Genomic DNA, 17,080 nt, shown 5'->3' on the forward strand with positions numbered 1-17,080 from the left:
ACTTGCTGTTTTCGTCGCGTCTCGCTGTTGTCAGCAGCGAAGAATTGAATTCTGACATCAGGAGAATTCCTTGTCAAGCGCTTGGTCTTTTCAGATCAACGTTGAACAGGTTTCCCTGATCCGGTCGACATACCCCGGCGATTCAACGCCAAAGCACATCAGACCAGCCCCTCCATCCCTGCGGACTGACTTTGCAGCAGCCCACCGGATTTCAAGTCTTTCCGGCTCGAAACTCACCCCGCTTCTTACGCACCAGCTTTTGGGCTTGGGCTTGAAGCTCGATTTCGTTTGCGAGGGGCATGAGTATACATTTTTTCAGGGGGATGTCCACTGAAGGCGTGATTGACATCGCTACAGAGTGTTGCGTGAGCCCGCCGCCGCCAAGCGGGCCAGCGCGGCCGAAGCCAGGCGCACGCGCAGCGAGTCGGCAAGGCTGGTGAGCATGATGGGCACGCGCGCACCCGCCACCAGGCCGGCCGCGTCGGCCCCGCCAAGGTAAATGAGCTGCTTGGCCAGCATGTTGCCGACCTCCAGGTCCGGCACCAGCAGGACGTCGGCGCTGCCGGCCATGGCGGAGGCGATGTGCTTGGTGCGCGCGGCGTCCAGGCTGATGGCGTTGTCGAAGGCCAGCGACCCGTCCACGCGCGCTCCGGTGATCTGGCCGCGCAGGGCCATCACCGCCAGCGCCACGGCGCGGGCTGCGGCGGCGTGGCTTTGCTCCACGTTCTCCAGTGGCACGCCTTGCATCGACAGCCCGGCCTGCTCGGCCATGGCGCGCATGCGCTCCTCAGGGCCGATGAGCAGCGGATCCAACAAACCCTCATCACGCGCTTCTAGCGCAGCAGCCAGCGCCAGGGGTGAACGATGGCCGTGCGCAGGGCCCACGCGTCGCTCGCAGCGCCCGCCATCCGTGTGGAATGCTGGGGTTTTCCCCATATTCCAGCCTTACCGATAGGACACATTGATTTCGCTCAGCAACCGATTTCTTGTTCCCAGCATCCTTGCGCTGCCGTCCGAACTCCACATCGACGACGCCGTGCGCGAAGGGCTTGCAAACGCCCGCATCGCGCACGCGGTTCGTGCCGCGCGAGCCAGCTCCATGCCGTGGCCCGGGCTGGTCGCCCCTGTCCGGCGGACGCTTCACCAAGCTTCGAGCAAGGAAACCGACATGGACATCAAGGTTCTCGGCACGGGTTGTGCCAAATGCGCCGACACGCTGGCGCTCATAGACGCGGTCGCGCGGGAAATGGGCGTGCCCGTCACGCTGCAAAAAGCCAACGATTTCGGCGCGCTCATCAGCCATGGCGTGATGAGCACGCCGGGCATCGTCATCAACGGCCGCTTGGTGCATGCCGGCAGCGTGCCCAGCCGCGGCCGCGTGGAGGGCTGGCTGGAGCGCAACGGCTGAAGGCGCTGCAGCGGCCGCGGCCGGCCGGCAAGCCAGCCGCTTCTTGACGCTGCTCAAGGCGCCGTCTGCCGGCTGCCGCAGACTGCAGCCCACGCGGTGGTCCGCGGGCTCACGGGGCCCGCGGCCGCGGCGCCCGCGGACCACCGCCGCGCGCCCCGCGTCGCGGCCGGCCCATTTCCGCGCCGGCCGCGCAGTCCAAGGACCGCGCATCCACATGAACAGCATTTCCTCCACCCCGGCCCAGGCCGACAAGTCCGGGGACGACTCCACGCAGGTCATTTCGCTGTACCAGGCCCGCAAGAAGATTTATCCCCGCGCCGTCAGCGGCCACTTCGCGAAGTGGCGCTGGGCCGTGGTGTGGCTCACGCAACTGGTGTTCTATGGCCTGCCCTGGCTGATGTGGAACGACCGCCAGGCCCTGCTGTTCGACCTGGGGGCGCGGCGCTTCTTCATCTTCGGCCTGGTGTTCTACCCGCAGGACCTGATTTACCTGTCGGCCCTGCTGATGATCTCGGCCTACGCCCTCTTTCTCTTCACCGCGGTGTCGGGGCGGCTGTGGTGCGGCTACGCCTGCCCGCAGACGGTCTACACCGAGCTCTTCATGTGGGTGGAGCGCAAGTTCGAAGGCGACCGGCAAAAGCGCATGAAGCTCGACGCCGCCCCTTGGGGCGCCGAGAAGCTGCTGCGCAAGGGCGGCAAGCAGGCCGCGTGGATCGCCATCGCGCTCTGGACCGGCTTCACCTTCGTGGGCTACTTCACGCCCATCAAGACGCTGGCCGGCGAGGTCATGAGCTTCACCACCAGCCCCTGGGAAACTTTCTGGGTGCTGTTCTACGGCTTCGCCACCTGGGGCAACGCCGGCTTCATGCGCGAGCAGGTGTGCAAGTACATGTGCCCCTACGCGCGCTTCCAGAGCGCCATGTTCGACAAGGACACGCTCGTCATCAGCTACGACGCCGAGCGCGGCGAGCCACGCGGCTCGCGCTCCAAGAAGGTGGACCCGGCCCGGGCCGGCCTGGGCTCGTGCATCGACTGCACGCTGTGCGTCCAGGTCTGCCCAACCGGCATAGACATCCGCAAGGGCCTGCAGTACGAGTGCATCGGCTGCGCCGCCTGCGTGGACGCCTGCAACGAGGTGATGGACAAGATGGGCTACGCCCGCGGCCTGGTGCGCTACGACACGCAAAACGGGCTGCGGAGGCACCTCACGCACGGCCAAGTCCTCGCCCGCGTGCTGCGCCCGCGCATCCTGCTCTACACCGGCATCCTCATCGCCATCTGCATTGCCGTGGGCCTCAGCATCGCCACGCGCACGCCGTTCAAGGCCGACATCGTCCGCGACCGCTCGACGCTGGCGCGCCAGGTCGAGGGCGGCTTCGTGGAGAACGTCTACCGGCTGCAGGTCATGAACGCGGCCGAGGCGCCGCAGACCTACGCCGTGTCGGTAGCCGGGCTGCCGGGGCTGCAACTGGCCGAGCCGGTGAAGATGACGCTGGGCCCGGCTGAGGCGCAGTGGGCCACAGTGTTGCTGCGCGTGCCGCCGGAGACGGCCGCCGCCACACCGGCCGGCGCACACGAGATCCACTTCACCATCGAACGCGCGGCCCACGACGGCGAGCCGGTACGCACGCTGGACGAAAAGACCACTTTCGTGCTGCCGCGCTGAGCGCCGGCCGGCATGCGACGCCAGGGCGCCCAACGGGGCGCCCTTTTGCCGTCTTCCCTGGCGCGCCCGTCCTGAGGGAGTCGACCTCACGGCGCGCCGCTTGCTACAGGACTCTTCCCGGGTCCTGCAGGGCATGGGGATTGCCGTTGCCGCTCACAACTACAGGAGAGGCCATGGCGGCAAACGATCTCGCGCAAACCCTGGAACTGCCCAAGCGCACGGTGGCCCTGGTGCTGGCCGGCGGACGCGGGACGCGGCTCAAGCAGCTCACCGACCGGCGTGCGAAGCCGGCGGTTTATTTCGGCGGCAAGTTCCGCATCATCGACTTCGCACTGTCGAACTGCCTGAATTCCGGCATACGGCGCATCGGTGTCATCACCCAGTACAAGAGCCACAGCCTGCTGCGCCACCTGCAGCGCGGCTGGGCCTTTCTCAAGGCGGAGATGAACGAGTTCGTCGACCTGCTGCCTGCGCAGCAGCGCATAGACGAGGAAAACTGGTACCGCGGCACGTCCGACGCCGTCTACCAGAACGAGGACATCATCAGCAGCTACCGCCCGGACTACGTCGTGGTGCTGGCCGGCGACCATGTCTACAAGATGAACTACGCCGTGATGCTGGCCGACCACGCCGCCAGCGGCGCGGAAGTCACCGTGGGTTGCATCGAGGTGCCGCGCGCCGACGCCAGCGCCTTCGGCGTCATGGCGGTAGACAAGGACTGGCTTGTCACCGATTTCGTGGAAAAGCCCGCCGATCCGCCCACCCTGCCCGGGCAGCCGCAGACCTCGCTGGCGAGCATGGGCATCTACATCTTCAACCGCGAGTACCTGTTCCGCGAGCTCGCGCGCGACGTGCAGAGCGAGAACTCCAGCCACGACTTCGGCCGCGACATCATTCCCAACGCCGTGCGCCAGGGCGTGGCGCGGGCCCACCCCTTCAGCCGCAGCGGCGTGGTGGGCAGCGGCGGCGAGCCCTACTGGCGCGACGTGGGCACGATAGACGCCTACTGGGACGCCAACATCGACCTCACCGCCGCGCAGCCCGCGCTGGACATGTACGACCAGCGCTGGCCCATCCTGACCTTCCAGCCGCAGTTGCCGCCGGCCAAGTTCATAGGCATGGGCCGCAGCGACTGCGGCAACGCCACGGACTCGCTGGTCTCCGGCGGCTGCATCGTGGCCGGGCGGGTGACGCGCTCGGTGCTGTTTTCCAGCGTGCACGTGGACGCCGGCGCGCAGGCCGAGCGCGCCGTGCTGCTGCCCTATGTGCGCTTGGGCCGCGGCGTGCGGCTCAACCGCGTGGTGGTGGACCGCGGCTGCGAGCTGCCGGACGGGCTGGTCATAGGCGACGACCCGCTGGAGGACGCCCGTCGTTTCGAGCGCACCGACCAGGGCATCACGCTGGTGACGCGGGAGATGCTGGCGCGGCTCTGAGCCGCCCACGCAGCGCGCCTCACTCTCCGGCCGGCTCGGCCTTGACGCCGGCCTCCAGGTGCACCTTGGGCACGCGCGAGGCGATCCACGCTCCCGCCGCCACGAACACCGCCAGCACGCCGTAGACGACGTGAAAAGCCTGCGTGAGCGCCTGGGGTGAGAGGTCCGTGGGCAGCGCCTGCGCCGCACCTTCCCCCCCGGGCCTGACGTGCAGCAGCACGAAGGCCAGGCCGCCGAAGATGGCCGTGCCCAGCGACGCGCCCAAGGAGCGCGTGAGTGACAGCAGCCCCGCCGCGGCCCCCAGGCGCTCGCGGCCGGCCAGGGTCTGGGTGGCGAGTTGGGCACTGGCCATGACCGTGCCGAAACCCAGGCCCACCACCGCCGCCGCACCCGCCAGCAGCGCGGGCGAGGACGGCGCCAGCGCCAGCACGCCCAAGGCCAGTGCCGACAGCGACAAGCCCCGGGGCGGCATGCGCGTAGGCAGCCCCGTGCGCGCCGTGATGCGGCCGTTGAGCGTGGAGCCCACCACCAGCCCAAGCGTGAGCGGCAGCATCTGCAGCCCCGCGTCGGCCGCGTTGGCGCCGTGCCCCAGCTGCAGCTGAATGGGCAGCAGGAACACCAGCGCGAACATGCTGGCCGCGAACACCAGCACCGTGCCGCAGATCCAGCCCACGCCGGGCAAGCGCAGCAGCTCCAGCGGCAAAAAGGGCGAGGCGTGGCGGCGCTGCTGGCGTAGCAGCACGGTGCCGGCACCCAGGGTCAGGACGACGAGCCCCACGCTGGCGGCCGACAGCCAGCCGAAACGGTGTCCAGCCAGGCTGAACCACAGCAGCGCCGACACCGCCGTCACCACGAACAGCAGCAGCCCAAGCGGGTCGGTGGGCGCGCCGCGCAGCGCCGGTGCCGTGCCGCTGGGCGGCAAGCGCAGCACGCGCCAGGCGGCCAGGGCGCACAGCGGCACGTTGGCCAGGAACAGCCAGCGCCAGTCGGCGTGGTGCACCACCAGCCCGCCGATGACGGGCCCGCCCACGCTGGAGGCGGTGAAGACGATGGCGAAATACGCCTGGTAGCGCGGGCGCAGCCGCGGCGGCACCAGCTCGCCGATGAGCGCTTGGCACAGCACCATCAGGCCGCCGCCACCCAAGCCCTGCAGCAGCCGCGCGGCGATCAGTGCGGCCATGCCGCGCGCCAGTGCGCAGGCCAGCGACCCCAGGGCGAACACCGCCAAGGCCGCCAGCAGCATGCGGCGGCGGCCGAAGCGGTCGCCCAAGCGGCCGTACAGCGGCGCCGTCACCGTGGCGGCGATCAGGTAGCCGATGGTGATCCAGGCCGTGTCGCCCAAATCACTGAAGTCGGCCGCGATGCGCGGCGTGGCCGTGGCCAGCAGCGTCTGGTCCACCGCGGCCAGAAACATGGGCAGCATCACCGCGCTGAACAGCGCCAGCACCGCGCGACGCGGCGGTTCATCGGCCTGCCGTGCCGCGGCGACGGCAAGCGCTTGGGCTGCGGGCGAAGCCGGGCGCTCCGGCAATCGGGTGCTGCGTGGCATGGCGGGGCCGTTGCAAGCCGCATGCCGCGCAGGCGCATACCGGCATTCAATTACCTGGACCGCCTCAATCCCGTGCGCAGACTGCCGATACCGAAATATCCGAGCCAAATGCCGGACAGCAGGATGGGAATTTGCAAAACTCCATGGCCTTGAATAACCTACGAATTACTTCAATCTTGATCTTGCTCAATACGCAGCGAAAATTTCATGGACTGCGCACGCGTGCGTGATGCGTTTCACGGCGCGGCAATAATTCGCCCTTCCAATGAGAAATCCTGGCCACCCTGCATTTTTCACAAACCGAGATAAGCCGAGAAATTTTTCCAACCGGCGACAGAAATAGCGGATTTCCTGGCCGCATTTGCTTCCTTTAGAAGCTGCCATTCAATTGATAGTAGTGGCCAGGCAATTACAGAGAACTCCCACCCTCATGCCCCGCCGACAAGCAATGACCAAAGAAGTCGCGTCTTCCACCAGCACCCTTGCCAGCCCGCTGGCGATGGCCGTGCCGCCCGCGCTGACCGCGCAAATCGCCCAAGCCCTGGCGCCCGTGCCGGCGGCCACGCCCAGCGCCGCCGAGCGCATGGACCAGGCCGCGCACGCCATGCTCTCGCGCGTGTCCGGCGGCCTGTCGCCCATCAGCCTTTCGCTGGCTTGGGCGGATTGGGCCATGCACCTGGCCGCGTCTCCCGGGCGCCAGTCCACGCTGGCGCAGCAGGCCGCCAAGCTCTTGAGCGCAGCCGGGCCGGCCGCGGGCCCCACGGCCGATGCGCCCAAGCGCCCCGAGAGCGACGAGCGCTTTCGCGACCCCGCGTGGGAACAGTGGCCCTTCAACGTCTACAAGAACCAGTACAAGGCGGCCTGTGCCTGGTGGGAACAGGCCGTGCAGCTTGACGGCGTGGCCCGCCACCACGGCCACCTGGTGAACTTCTTCACCCGGCAGTGGCTGGACGCCATGTCGCCCTCCAACTTCGCCGCCACCAACCCGCAGGTGCAGCAGGCGCTGCGCGACAGCGCCGGCCAAAGCCTGGCCGCGGGCAGCCGGCTGCTGACGCGCGACCTGGCCGAGCAAGCCACCAAGCAGCCCGGCGACGGCGAGGCCGCCGCCGCCGCGCTGCCGCCGCTGCCCTACCGCGTAGGGCAGGACGTGGCCGTGACGCCCGGCAAGGTGGTCTACCGCAACCACCTCATAGAGCTCATCCGCTACGAGCCCACGACAGAAACGGTGCACCCGGAGCCGCTGCTCATCGTCCCGAGCTGCATCATGAAGTACTACATCCTGGACCTCTCGCCCGGGAACTCCATGGTGCGCTACCTGGTGAGCCAGGGGCACGTGGTCTACATCATTTCCTGGCGCAACCCCGACGCCGCCGACCGCGACCTGGGCATGCGCGACTACCTGCGCAGCGGCGTGATGGACGCCATGGCCGCCGTGGCGCGCACCAGCGGCACGCGGCGCCTGCACGCCGCGGGCTACTGCCTGGGCGGCACCTTCCTGTCCATCGTGGCGGCGGCGCTGGCCGGCCACCACGCCGCGGGCGAGGCGCACCCGCTGCGCCGCCAGTCCGACATCGCCGACCTGCCGCAGCTGCAAAGCGTCACGCTGCTGGCCACGCTCACCGACTTCACCGAACCGGGCGAGCTGGGCGTGTTCATCGACGACGACCAGTTGCGCACGCTGCGCGAGGAGATGGCCCGCACCGGCTTCCTCAGCGGGCGGCAGATGGCCGGCTCCTTCCAGTTCCTGGGCTCGCGCGACCTGATTTGGGCGCGCAACGTGCGCCGCTACCTGCTGGGCCAGGACGACCAGCCCAACGACCTCATGAGCTGGAACGCCGACGTCACGCGGCTGCCCGAGCGCATGCACTCGGAGTACCTGCAGTCGCTCTACCTGAACAACGCGCTGGCCACGGGCCGCTACCGCGTGGGCGACGTCGCGGTGGCGCTGTCGGACCTGCACGCGCCCATGTTCATCGTGGGCACGGCGCGCGACCACGTGGCGCCGTGGAAGTCGGTCTACAAGATCCACCTGCTCACCGACACCGAGACCACCTTCGTCCTGGCCAGCGGCGGGCACAACGCGGGCATCGTCTCCGAGCCCGGCCACGCGCGGCGCAGCTACCAGCTCGCCAGCCGTGAGCCCGGCCAGGCCTACGTGGCGCCGGAGGACTACGCCGCGGGCGCTCCCGCACAAGAGGGTTCCTGGTGGGAAGCCTGGAGCGCCTGGCTGGCCCAGCGCAGCGGCCCGCGAGTGGCGCTGCCGCCGCTGCCCAAGGACGTGGCTCTGGACGATGCCCCCGGCCAATACGTGCACGTGCGCCATGCGGATTGAGTCGCACACCGCGCTGCTGGGCGAACGGCCCGAGACCGACCTGCTGCACCGCCTGGACGCCGAGCTGCAGGCGCTGCAGGGCCGCATCGTGCAACTGGCCATCGCGCTGCGCGCCCCGCTGGACACGCCGGCGGACGTCGAACGCATCCTGCAACGCCCGCCCACCTCCGCGGTGGCCACGGAGCGGCGCAGCGAAGGCGGCGGGCGCAACTACCGCGGCCCGGAGCGCCGCGTCTCGCACCTGTGGGACGAGTTGCGCGCGCTGCTGGTGCTGCGCTGGCAGCTGTGCAGCCGTCTGGCGGCCGTGGTGGGCGCGCCGGCCGTGCACGAGCTGCTGGCCGCGGCCGACGCGCAGTTGCGCCGCGAAGGTTTCACGCAGTCCACCGCCGGCATGACGCTGTAGCCGCCGGCTTCACAAAAGCATCACCACAACACGGGACGCCGCCTGCTGCCGTCAGGGCAGGCGCGCCCCCAACAAGCCGCGCTTTTGGCCAATACGAGGCTGAGAGCACCAACGAAACGAACCGGGAACACACACCATGGACCAAGCCGTCAACACCGCCGACCTCTCCACCTCCACCGCCAACGGCACCGCGCGCACCTCGCGCATGAGCCTGGCCGGCAAGAAGGGCCTCATCGTGGGCGTGGCCAACGAGCACAGCATCGCCTGGGGCTGCGCCGAGCTGGCCAAGCTGCAGGGGGCCGACGTGGTCGTCTCCTGCCTCAACGAGAAGGCCACGCGCTTCGTTGCGCCGCTGACCGAGCCCGCGGGCATTGCGCTCAAGCCCTGCAACGTCGAGCAACCCGGCGAGCTGCAGGCGCTGGTGGACTTCGCCGTGGAAAAGCTGGGCCGGCTGGACTTCATCGTCCACTCCATCGCCTGGGCCCCGCTGGAAGACCTGCACGGCCGCGTCATCGACAGCTCCTCCACGGGCTTCGCGCGCGCCATGGAGGTCTCGTGCCACTCGCTGGCCGAGCTGGCCAAGCTGTGCGCCCCGCACATGACGCAGGGCGGCGCCATCGTCACCATGACCTACCTGGGCGCCGACGAGGCCGTGCCGCACTACGGCCTGATGGGCCCGGTCAAGGCCGCGCTGGAATCGCTGGTGCGCTACATGGCCGTGGAGCTGGGCCCGCAGCGCATCCGCGTGCACGCCGTCTCGCCCGGCCCCATCCACACCCGCGCGGCGTCGGGCATCGCCGGCTTCGACGAGCTGGTGGACGCCTCGGTGGCCAAGGCCCCGTTGGGCCGCCTGGTGACGCTGGACGAGATCGCCCAGCTCGCCAACTTCCTCTGCAGCGACGCCGCCTCCGGCATGACCGGCCAGACCATCTACGTGGACGGCGGCTGCCACGCCGTGGCCTGAGCCTCAGCGCCGCGAACACCGAACAACTCGAACGGGAACACACCGCCATGAACGCCTTGCTGGAAACCGACTACATCGAGAACGTCACCTACGACGAGATCAGCGTCGGACAGACCGCCACCCTCACGCGCACCATCAGCAACGAGGACATCCAGGCCTTTGCCGCCGTCTCCGGCGACACCAACCCCGCCCACCTCAACGCCGAGTACGCCGCCGACACGCTGTTCCACGGCGTCATCGCCCACGGCATGTGGGGCGGCTCGCTCATCTCCGCGCTGCTGGGCACCGTTTTCCCCGGCCCGGGCACCATCTACCTTGAGCAGGACCTGCACTTCACCAAGCCCGTGCGCATCGCCGACACGCTCACGGTGACGGTCAAGGTCGCCGCCAAGGACGACGCCAAGAAGCGCGTGGAGCTGGACTGCGAGGTCGTCAACCAGAAGGGCGCCTGCGTGCTCTACGGCAAGGCCCGCGTGCTGGCCCCCACCACCAAGGTGAAGGTGCAGCGCAACAAGGCGCCCAAGATCCACCTCTTCGACGCGCAGGCCCGCCTGCGCGCGCTGCTGGCCCTGGGGGCTGACATGCCCGCGGCCAAGTGCGCGGTGGTGCATCCCTGCGACCCGGAGTCGCTGTCCGGCGCCATCGACGCGGCGCAACTGGGCCTGATCGAGGCCGTGCTCATCGGCCCGGAGGTGCGCATCCGCCACGTGGCCAAGGAAGCCGGCATCGAGCTGGGCGACGTGCGCATCATCGACACGCCCTACTCCGAGGCCGCCGCCGAGAAGGCCGCCGAAATGGCCGCCAAGGGCGAGGTGGAGATGCTCATGAAGGGCAGCCTGCACACCGACGAGCTCATCCACGCCGTGCTGTCGCAAAAGGCGCTGCGCACGGGGCGGCGCATGTCGCACGTCTTCCGCTTCGACGTGCCGCTGTACCGCAAGCCCATCCTCATCACCGACGCGGCGCTCAACATCCAGCCCACGCTGATGGAGAAGAAAGACATCATCCAGAACGCCATCGACTTCGCGCGCATCGCCGGCATCGACCAGCCCAAGGTGGCCATCCTGGCGGCGGTGGAGACGGTCAACCCGGCCATGCCCTCCACGCTGGACGCCGCGGCGCTGTGCAAGATGGCCGACCGCGGCCAGATCAACGGCGGCGTGCTCGACGGCCCGCTGGCCTTCGACAACGCCATCTCGGCGCAGGCGGCCTCCATCAAGCACATCGAGTCGCCCGTGGCCGGCGACGTGGACATCCTGGCCGTGCCCGACCTGGAGGCGGGCAACATGCTGGCCAAGCAGCTGGAGTACCTGGCGGGCGCTTCCGGCGCCGGCGTGGTGCTGGGCGCGCGCGTGCCCATCGCCCTGACCAGCCGCGCCGATGGCCCCGACGCCCGCGTGGCGTCCGCGCTGCTGGCCAAGCTGGTGGTGCACAACGCCCGCCGCGACCACGAACGCAAGAACTGGCACCAGGAGGCTTGAACGCATGGGCATTCTTTCCGTCAACGCCGGCTCCTCGACGCTGAAGTTCGCCATCTACCCGCTGCAGGACGGCGAGGTACAGCCCGCGCTGCTCAGCGGCAGCTTCGAAGGCCTGGAGCCCAAGGGACAGATGCAACTGAGCTGGACCAGCGGCACGCGACGCCAACAGCGCGAGCTGGCCGCGGGCAACGACCCGTTTGCGCAGGCGCTGGTGTCCTTGAGCGAGCTGCTGGAGACCGAGGGCAAGGCCCTGCGCATCGAGGCCGTGGCGCACCGCGTGGTGCATGGCGGCGCGCACTTCCGCGACAGCGTGCTGGTCAGCGCCGATGTGCTCAAGGCGCTGCAGCCGCTGTGCCCGCTGGCGCCGCTGCACCAGCCGCACAACCTGGAAGGCATTCGCAACTTCATGCGCGTGCTGCCCGGGCTGCCGCAGGTGGCCTGCTTCGACACGGCCTTCCACGCCCACCTGCCGGAGGTGGAGTACGCCTTTGCGCTGCCCAAGGCGGTGCGCGACGAGGGCGTGCGCCGCTACGGTTTCCACGGCCTGTCCTACCAGTTCATCCTGGGCGAGCTGCGCCGCCACGGCGCGCCGGCCAGCGGGCGGCTGCTCATGGCGCACCTGGGCAACGGCGCCAGCCTGTGCGCCGCGCGCGAGGGCCGCAGCATCGCCACCACCATGGGCTTCTCGGCCGTCGAGGGGCTGATGATGGGCACGCGCTGCGGCACGCTGGACCCGGGCGTGCTGCTGTACCTGATGGAGCAGGGCTGGACGCACGACCGCATCCAGAAGCTGCTCTACAAGGAAAGCGGCCTGTTGGGCGTTTCCGGCCTCACCGCCGACATGCGCCGGCTGCGCGACAGCGACAGCGCCGAAGCCAAGCTGGCCATAGACATGTTCACCTATCACGTGGTGCGCGAATCCGGCGCCCTCACGGCCTGCCTGGGTGGACTGGACGTGTTGGCCTTCAGCGGCGGCATTGGCGAGCACGACGCGCGGCTGCGCGCCGACGCGGCCGAACGCCTGGCCTACCTGGGCGTGCGGCTGGACGAGCAGGCCAACGCCCGCGCCACCGGCAACGAGGTGCTGCCCATACATGCGGCCGACAGCAGCGTGCAGGTGTGGGTGGTGCCCACCGACGAGGGCCGCGTCGCCGCGCAGGACGCGGCACGCCTGCTGGCGCTGCCCGCCAACGGCTGAGCCCAGGGTCAGGGTCCGCGCCTCGCCCGGCGAGGGCCCGGCGGGCAGGGAGCGCCCTCCGCGCCCCCGCCTTCGCCGGCACGCCTGTGCCCACGGGTGAGCACCGATGCCCGCTTTGCAGCGGGCATTCCTGTTTCTGGACCTCCCAGCCGCAGCCGTTCAGACCACGGCCGGCGGCTGCAGCGGCAAGGTCAGCGTGAAGCGCGCACCCTGCCCGGGCATGGACTGCAGCGTGAGCATGCCGCCCATGATCTCGGCCAGCCCGCGCGACAGCGCCAGGCCCAGCCCCGTGCCGCCGTGCTCATACGCCACGCGCGCATCGGCCTGCCGGAAGCGCTCGAACACCAGTTCGTGCAGCTCAGGCGCAATGCCCGGCCCCGTGTCCACGACATGGAAGCTCACGGCGTCGGCCTGGCGTTCCACCTCGATGCACACGCTGCCCTCCTGCGTGAACTTCAGCGCGTTGGACAGCAGGTTGTTAAGCACCTGCTTCAGGCGCAGGTCGTCGCAGTGCAGGGTGGCGGGCACGTCGTCGGCCACGTGCAGCTCCAGCGCCAGGTTCTTGGCGCGGGCGGTGAGGGCAAAGAAGTCCACCGTGCCGTCCAGCACGGGTCGCAACGGCACCTCGGCCAGGTTCAGCGGCATGGCGCGGGCTTCGACCTTGGTCAGGTCCAGGATCTGGGTGAGCAGCTCGTTCAGGTGCTCGGCGCCCTTGCGTATGAGCGAGGCGTGCTCACGGAACTTGGGGTTTTCGATGCGCCGCTCCATCAGCTCGGCATAACCGCGAATGCTGGTGAGCGGCGTGCGCAGCTCGTGCGAGATGGCGGCCAGGAATTCGCTCTTGGCCTGGTTGGCCGAGCGGGCCTGGGCCGCGCTCAGGCGCAGCGCCTCGTTCGTGCGCTCCAGGCGCCGCACGCCGGAGAGGAAGAGAAGGGCTGCGCTCAGTATGGCCAGGCTCAACAGCAGCGTGAGTCCAAGCGTGAGCGCGCGCAAGGTGTGCCAGGGCTCAAGCGCTTCTGCGGTGGCGGTGGCCACCAGCACGTACATGGGCGCGTCCGTCACCTTGCGGTAGGCCGCGATGCGCTCGACCTGGTCGATGGTGCTGGTGCCGATGAAGTAGCCCTCCGGGCTTTGCCGCCGCATGGCGCTGTCCAGCACGCCGGACGCCGCCAGGCTGCTGCCCAGTCCCTGGCTGTGCCCGCCCAACACGCGGGCACGCACCACGCGATCCGTTCCCACCAGCGTCACCACGCTGAGCGCGCCCAGGGAAACGCCCTGGTAAACCTTCTCGAAGTAGCCGGGGTCCAGCGAGGCCACCACCACGCCCAGCACGCGGCCGTCCGGCGCGTCTATGCGGCGCGACAGTTGCACGGTCCAGCGCCCGGACACCTTGCCCAGCACGGGCTTGCCTATGAACAGGCCGTTGGCGTCCACGGCCGCGGCGGCGGCGGGCAAGGCGGACGGCTGCAAATGCACGCGCACGTGCTCGCGGCTGCTGAGATCCACCTGGCCGGTCTTGCTGCCGTCAGGGTCGAGGTTGGAGCCGATGAAGCGGCCATCCGGCCCAATCAGCGACAACTGCACCAGGATGTTGGGCACCAGCCCGGTTTCGCTGGCCAGGCGCGGCAGCTCACCCGCCTCCAGCTCGCCGCTGGCGACCGCATCGCGCAGCCGCAGCGTCGCGTGGTCCGCCGAGGCGATCACGCGCAGCGTCTGCTCCTGCAGCGCACGCGCGAGGTTGGCGTTTTGCCGCACCTCGGCCCGCACGGCGTCGTCCCGCTTCATCTGCAGGAGCAAGGCCACGCTGGCCCAGGTCACGGCCAGGGCCAGCGCGGTGCCCAAGGCCACGAGGCGGCTCAACGACCAGCGCCATGGGCGCGTTGTCATCGCACCCTGTGCCACCTGCGTCAAAGGCCTTGAGAAAAAGGAGTGCGACGATGTCATGGCGCGTTGCTGTGCTCGAAAGCCGCCGCGCAGGAACGCCGCGGCCACGGATTCATGCCGGCTGTTCGGCAATCCGGCCGTATCGATGAAGGCCCGCGGCGGCTTGCACACGAGCCAAGCCGCCGCCAGATTGGATTTTCTTGACCCTTCGCACGCTGCCGGCTCAACACCGGCCTTGGCGCGCCGAACAAGCGCAGAGGGTGGCGCCGCAGCGCCCGCCCGCACGACCCGAACGACATCCCACCATGCAGTCCTCGCCTACCGACACCAGCCACCCGGCGCCAGCCGCCCAGCAAGCGACTTTCTTCAGCGGGCGCGTGCTGCTGGCCCTGCACGACGCCGAGGAGCGGCAGCAACTGCTGCACTGGCTGCAACAGGCCGGCCTGCAGGTGGATGCCGTGGACAACGGCCACGCCGCGGTGGAGTCGCTCATGGCCGAGGACTACGGGCTGGCGCTGCTGGCCACGCAGTTGCCGGGCATGGACGGCGTGGCCGCCATGGAGCTGCTCACGGCCGCCGGCTGCTTCACGCCCATGCTGGCGCTCACGGCCGGGGACACGCCGGACGACGAGGCGCAGCGCTGCCGCGGCGCGGGCTGCGTGGACGTGCTGGCCTGGCCGCTGGATGCCCCGCGGCTGCTGGCCGCCGTGGAACGCCACCTGCACCTGGCGCAACCTGAACTGTCGGACGATGAGCTCATGGAGCGCGAGCTGCAGGCGCTGCTGGCGGAGTTCCGCCGCACGCTGCCCTCCCGCCTGGCCGAGATCGAATCGGCCTGGCGCGGCGGCGACATGGAACGGCTCTACAGGCTCACGCATACGCTCAAGGGTGGCGCGGGGTCGTTCGGCCATCCCGAAATCACGCACATCTGTGCCGGGATGGAGCAGGCCATGCGGGACAGCGATGCCCCGGCGCTGCAGCGCAGCTGCGCCGAGCTGCGCGCCGCCGTCCAGGCCACCGCGCGGCACTGAGCCGCGGCGGCGCCGCACTACAGCGGCACGCGCATCAGGTCCAGGCCGCGCAACCATTGCAAGGCTTGGGCAGCAGGCTGCGGGCGCGCCACGAGGTAGCCCTGCACCTCGGTACAGCCCGCCGCACGCACCACCTCCAGCTCCTCGACGGTTTCGACGCCTTCGGCCACGACCTTGAGGTCCAGCGCCACGGCCAGTTGCGCGCAGGCCTGCACGATGGCGCGCTTGCGCGGGTCGATGTGCGCATCGGCCACGAACATGCGCTCGATCTTCAGCTCGGAAAACGGGATCTGCGACAGCTGGTAGAGGCTGGAATAGCCGGTGCCGAAATCGTCGATGGCCAGGTTGAAGCCCAGCATGCGGATGCGCGTGGTGTTCTCTATGACGGTGGAGAGGTCGGCCATGGCGTCGCTCTCGGTGATTTCCACCGTGAGCCAGCTCGGGTCGAGCTGCGCGCGCTCCGTGGTGCGGGCCAGCTCGTGGCAAAAAGCCCGATCGGAGAGCGACTGCATGGAAACGTTGATGGAGCCGCTGACGGCCATGCCCTCCAGCAGGCAGGCCGCCACCATGTCCACGGTCTGGCGCGCCATCTCCAGCGTGGCTTCCTCGATCAGCCCGTTGGCGCACAGCACGGGCACCAGGCGGTCCGGTGTGACCAGGCCACCGGCCTCGTCGCGTGCACGCATCAGGCATTCGAAGCCGACCACTTCCGACGTGGCCAGCCGCATCTTGGGCTGCACCCAGCCTTCGAGCCGACCCTGGCGCAGCAGGTCGCTGGCCTCCTGGCGGCTGAGCTGGGGCAGCGGCGTGCGGGCCTTGACCGGCGGCGGGCTGCTGTAGCTGGCCAGGTCGCGCACGATGACGCCGACGTCGTCCGGGCTTTCGCAATAGCCGGCCACGCGCACGCGGCACGCCGCGGCCAGGCTGATGGCCGCCTTGATGACGGCGCGCTGCTGCAGCGTGGCGAAGTACACGGCCGGCGGATGCGCCAGCGCGCCCAGCAGCCGCGTGAGCTGCAGCCCGTCGCCGTCCTCGAAATGCAGCCCGCACACGACCACATCGGGCAATTCCACCACGTCGCGCAGCAAGGCGGCGCAGGCTTGCACGCCCTGCAGCACCTGCGGCACCTGCCAGCCGGCCTCCATCAAGGTGGCGGCCGCGGGCATGGCGTTGCCTTCGTCCAGGACGACCCAGGCGCGGCGCTGGAGGGCGGGCACGCTCATGCGCAGGCGGCCACGGGCGTCTTCCCCCTGCTTGCGCACAGGCGCCGCACGTCCTGGAAGGAGATGGGCTTGATCAGCACGTCATCGAAGCCGGCGGACAGCAGCCGCGCCTTTTCCTCGGGCATGCTGTGCGCGGTAAAGGCCACCACCGGCAGGTGCACCAGGCCCATGTCGTCGCGTATGCAACGGCACACGCGCTCACCCGACATGCCGGGCATGCGCAGGTCGAGCAAAACCATGTCCATGGGCTCCTGCGCCAGGATGTCCAGCGCCTGCTGCCCCGTGGACACCAGCCGCGGCTGCCAGCCCAGGCGCTTGAGAAACACGCACACCAGGCGGCCGGTCAGCTCGTTGTCATCTACAACCAAAGTCTGCTTGCCCATTGAATTTCCGCCACCCAACATGTTGCTCACCATTTGATCCCTGCTTCAAGCTGGCGCCCGCGCGGGCACCGGCTGCATCCCCATGTGCTTCCGTGCTGCCTGGAAAACCTGGCCCGTGGGCCGTT

Annotated in this window: 13 protein-coding genes and 1 pseudogene; 9 read left to right on the forward strand and 5 right to left on the reverse strand. The window is 69.4% G+C overall.

The annotated features are described in order from the left end of the window. Nucleotides 1-351: 351 nt before the first annotated feature. Nucleotides 352-861: pseudogene (locus SM757_RS28980) on the reverse strand (phosphate acyltransferase); the annotation flags it as partial. Nucleotides 862-1,168: 307 nt separating this feature from the next. Between SM757_RS28980 and SM757_RS28985 the strand changes: the two are divergent. The 3 genes from SM757_RS28985 to glgC all read left to right on the forward strand — a co-directional run bounded on the left by SM757_RS28985 (nucleotide 1,169) and on the right by glgC (nucleotide 4,507). After that, entirely contained in the window at nucleotides 1,169-1,408 is a 240-nt protein-coding gene (locus SM757_RS28985; RefSeq protein WP_066343582.1) for a thioredoxin family protein, read from the forward strand. A gap of 214 nt (nucleotides 1,409-1,622) precedes the next feature. Beyond that, entirely contained in the window at nucleotides 1,623-3,074 is a 1,452-nt protein-coding gene (gene ccoG, locus SM757_RS28990) for a cytochrome c oxidase accessory protein CcoG (protein WP_322468028.1), read from the forward strand. 173 nt (nucleotides 3,075-3,247) lie between these two features. Continuing rightward, on the forward strand, nucleotides 3,248-4,507 hold the full coding sequence (glgC, locus tag SM757_RS28995) for a glucose-1-phosphate adenylyltransferase (RefSeq protein ID WP_322468029.1): 1,260 nt from the start codon (nucleotides 3,248-3,250) through the stop codon (nucleotides 4,505-4,507). A gap of 19 nt (nucleotides 4,508-4,526) precedes the next feature. Here the strand turns inward: glgC and SM757_RS29000 are convergent, their stop codons facing one another. Then, nucleotides 4,527-6,056: an MFS transporter gene (locus SM757_RS29000; protein WP_322468030.1), complete on the reverse strand. Its 1,530-nt coding sequence runs from the start codon at nucleotides 6,054-6,056 to the stop codon at nucleotides 4,527-4,529. 448 nt (nucleotides 6,057-6,504) lie between these two features. Between SM757_RS29000 and SM757_RS29005 the strand changes: the two genes are divergently transcribed. From SM757_RS29005 to SM757_RS29025, 5 genes are all read left to right on the forward strand, one after another. Beyond that, the gene (locus SM757_RS29005) at nucleotides 6,505-8,388 is read left to right on the forward strand and encodes a PHA/PHB synthase family protein (RefSeq protein ID WP_322468031.1); all 1,884 of its coding nucleotides are present in this window, start codon (nucleotides 6,505-6,507) and stop codon (nucleotides 8,386-8,388) included. Next, nucleotides 8,378-8,791 carry a hypothetical protein gene (locus SM757_RS29010; protein WP_066343040.1) on the forward strand — a complete coding sequence of 138 codons (414 nt, stop codon included), beginning with the start codon at nucleotides 8,378-8,380 and terminating at the stop codon, nucleotides 8,789-8,791. The genes SM757_RS29005 and SM757_RS29010 overlap by 11 nt, the downstream gene beginning before the upstream one ends. 205 nt (nucleotides 8,792-8,996) lie before the next feature. Then, nucleotides 8,997-9,755 (forward strand): enoyl-ACP reductase FabI, encoded by a 759-nt coding sequence (fabI, locus tag SM757_RS29015; protein ID WP_066343047.1) that lies wholly within the window; start codon nucleotides 8,997-8,999, stop codon nucleotides 9,753-9,755. A gap of 47 nt (nucleotides 9,756-9,802) precedes the next feature. Further along, nucleotides 9,803-11,236: a bifunctional enoyl-CoA hydratase/phosphate acetyltransferase gene (locus tag SM757_RS29020; protein ID WP_322468032.1), complete on the forward strand. Its 1,434-nt coding sequence runs from the start codon at nucleotides 9,803-9,805 to the stop codon at nucleotides 11,234-11,236. Nucleotides 11,237-11,240: 4 nt separating this feature from the next. Next, nucleotides 11,241-12,434 (forward strand): acetate/propionate family kinase, encoded by a 1,194-nt coding sequence (locus tag SM757_RS29025; RefSeq protein WP_066338567.1) that lies wholly within the window; start codon nucleotides 11,241-11,243, stop codon nucleotides 12,432-12,434. A gap of 159 nt (nucleotides 12,435-12,593) precedes the next feature. Here the strand turns inward: SM757_RS29025 and SM757_RS29030 are convergent, their stop codons facing one another. Beyond that, nucleotides 12,594-14,294, reverse strand: a complete 1,701-nt coding sequence (locus tag SM757_RS29030; protein ID WP_322468033.1) for a cache domain-containing sensor histidine kinase — start codon at nucleotides 14,292-14,294, stop codon at nucleotides 12,594-12,596. A gap of 329 nt (nucleotides 14,295-14,623) precedes the next feature. Between SM757_RS29030 and SM757_RS29035 the strand changes: the two genes are divergently transcribed. Then, the gene (locus SM757_RS29035) at nucleotides 14,624-15,349 is read left to right on the forward strand and encodes an Hpt domain-containing response regulator (RefSeq protein ID WP_322468034.1); all 726 of its coding nucleotides are present in this window, start codon (nucleotides 14,624-14,626) and stop codon (nucleotides 15,347-15,349) included. Between the two features lie 17 nt (nucleotides 15,350-15,366). Here the strand turns inward: SM757_RS29035 and SM757_RS29040 are convergent, their stop codons facing one another. Continuing rightward, nucleotides 15,367-16,572 (reverse strand): EAL domain-containing response regulator, encoded by a 1,206-nt coding sequence (locus SM757_RS29040; protein WP_322468035.1) that lies wholly within the window; start codon nucleotides 16,570-16,572, stop codon nucleotides 15,367-15,369. After that, nucleotides 16,569-16,955 (reverse strand): response regulator, encoded by a 387-nt coding sequence (locus SM757_RS29045; protein ID WP_066338561.1) that lies wholly within the window; start codon nucleotides 16,953-16,955, stop codon nucleotides 16,569-16,571. The genes SM757_RS29040 and SM757_RS29045 overlap by 4 nt, the downstream gene beginning before the upstream one ends. Between the last annotated feature and the right edge of the window lie 125 nt (nucleotides 16,956-17,080).

The organism is Azohydromonas lata, from assembly GCF_034427735.1.
In the GTDB taxonomy this organism is placed as follows: Bacteria; Pseudomonadota; Gammaproteobacteria; order Burkholderiales; family Burkholderiaceae_C; genus Azohydromonas; species Azohydromonas lata.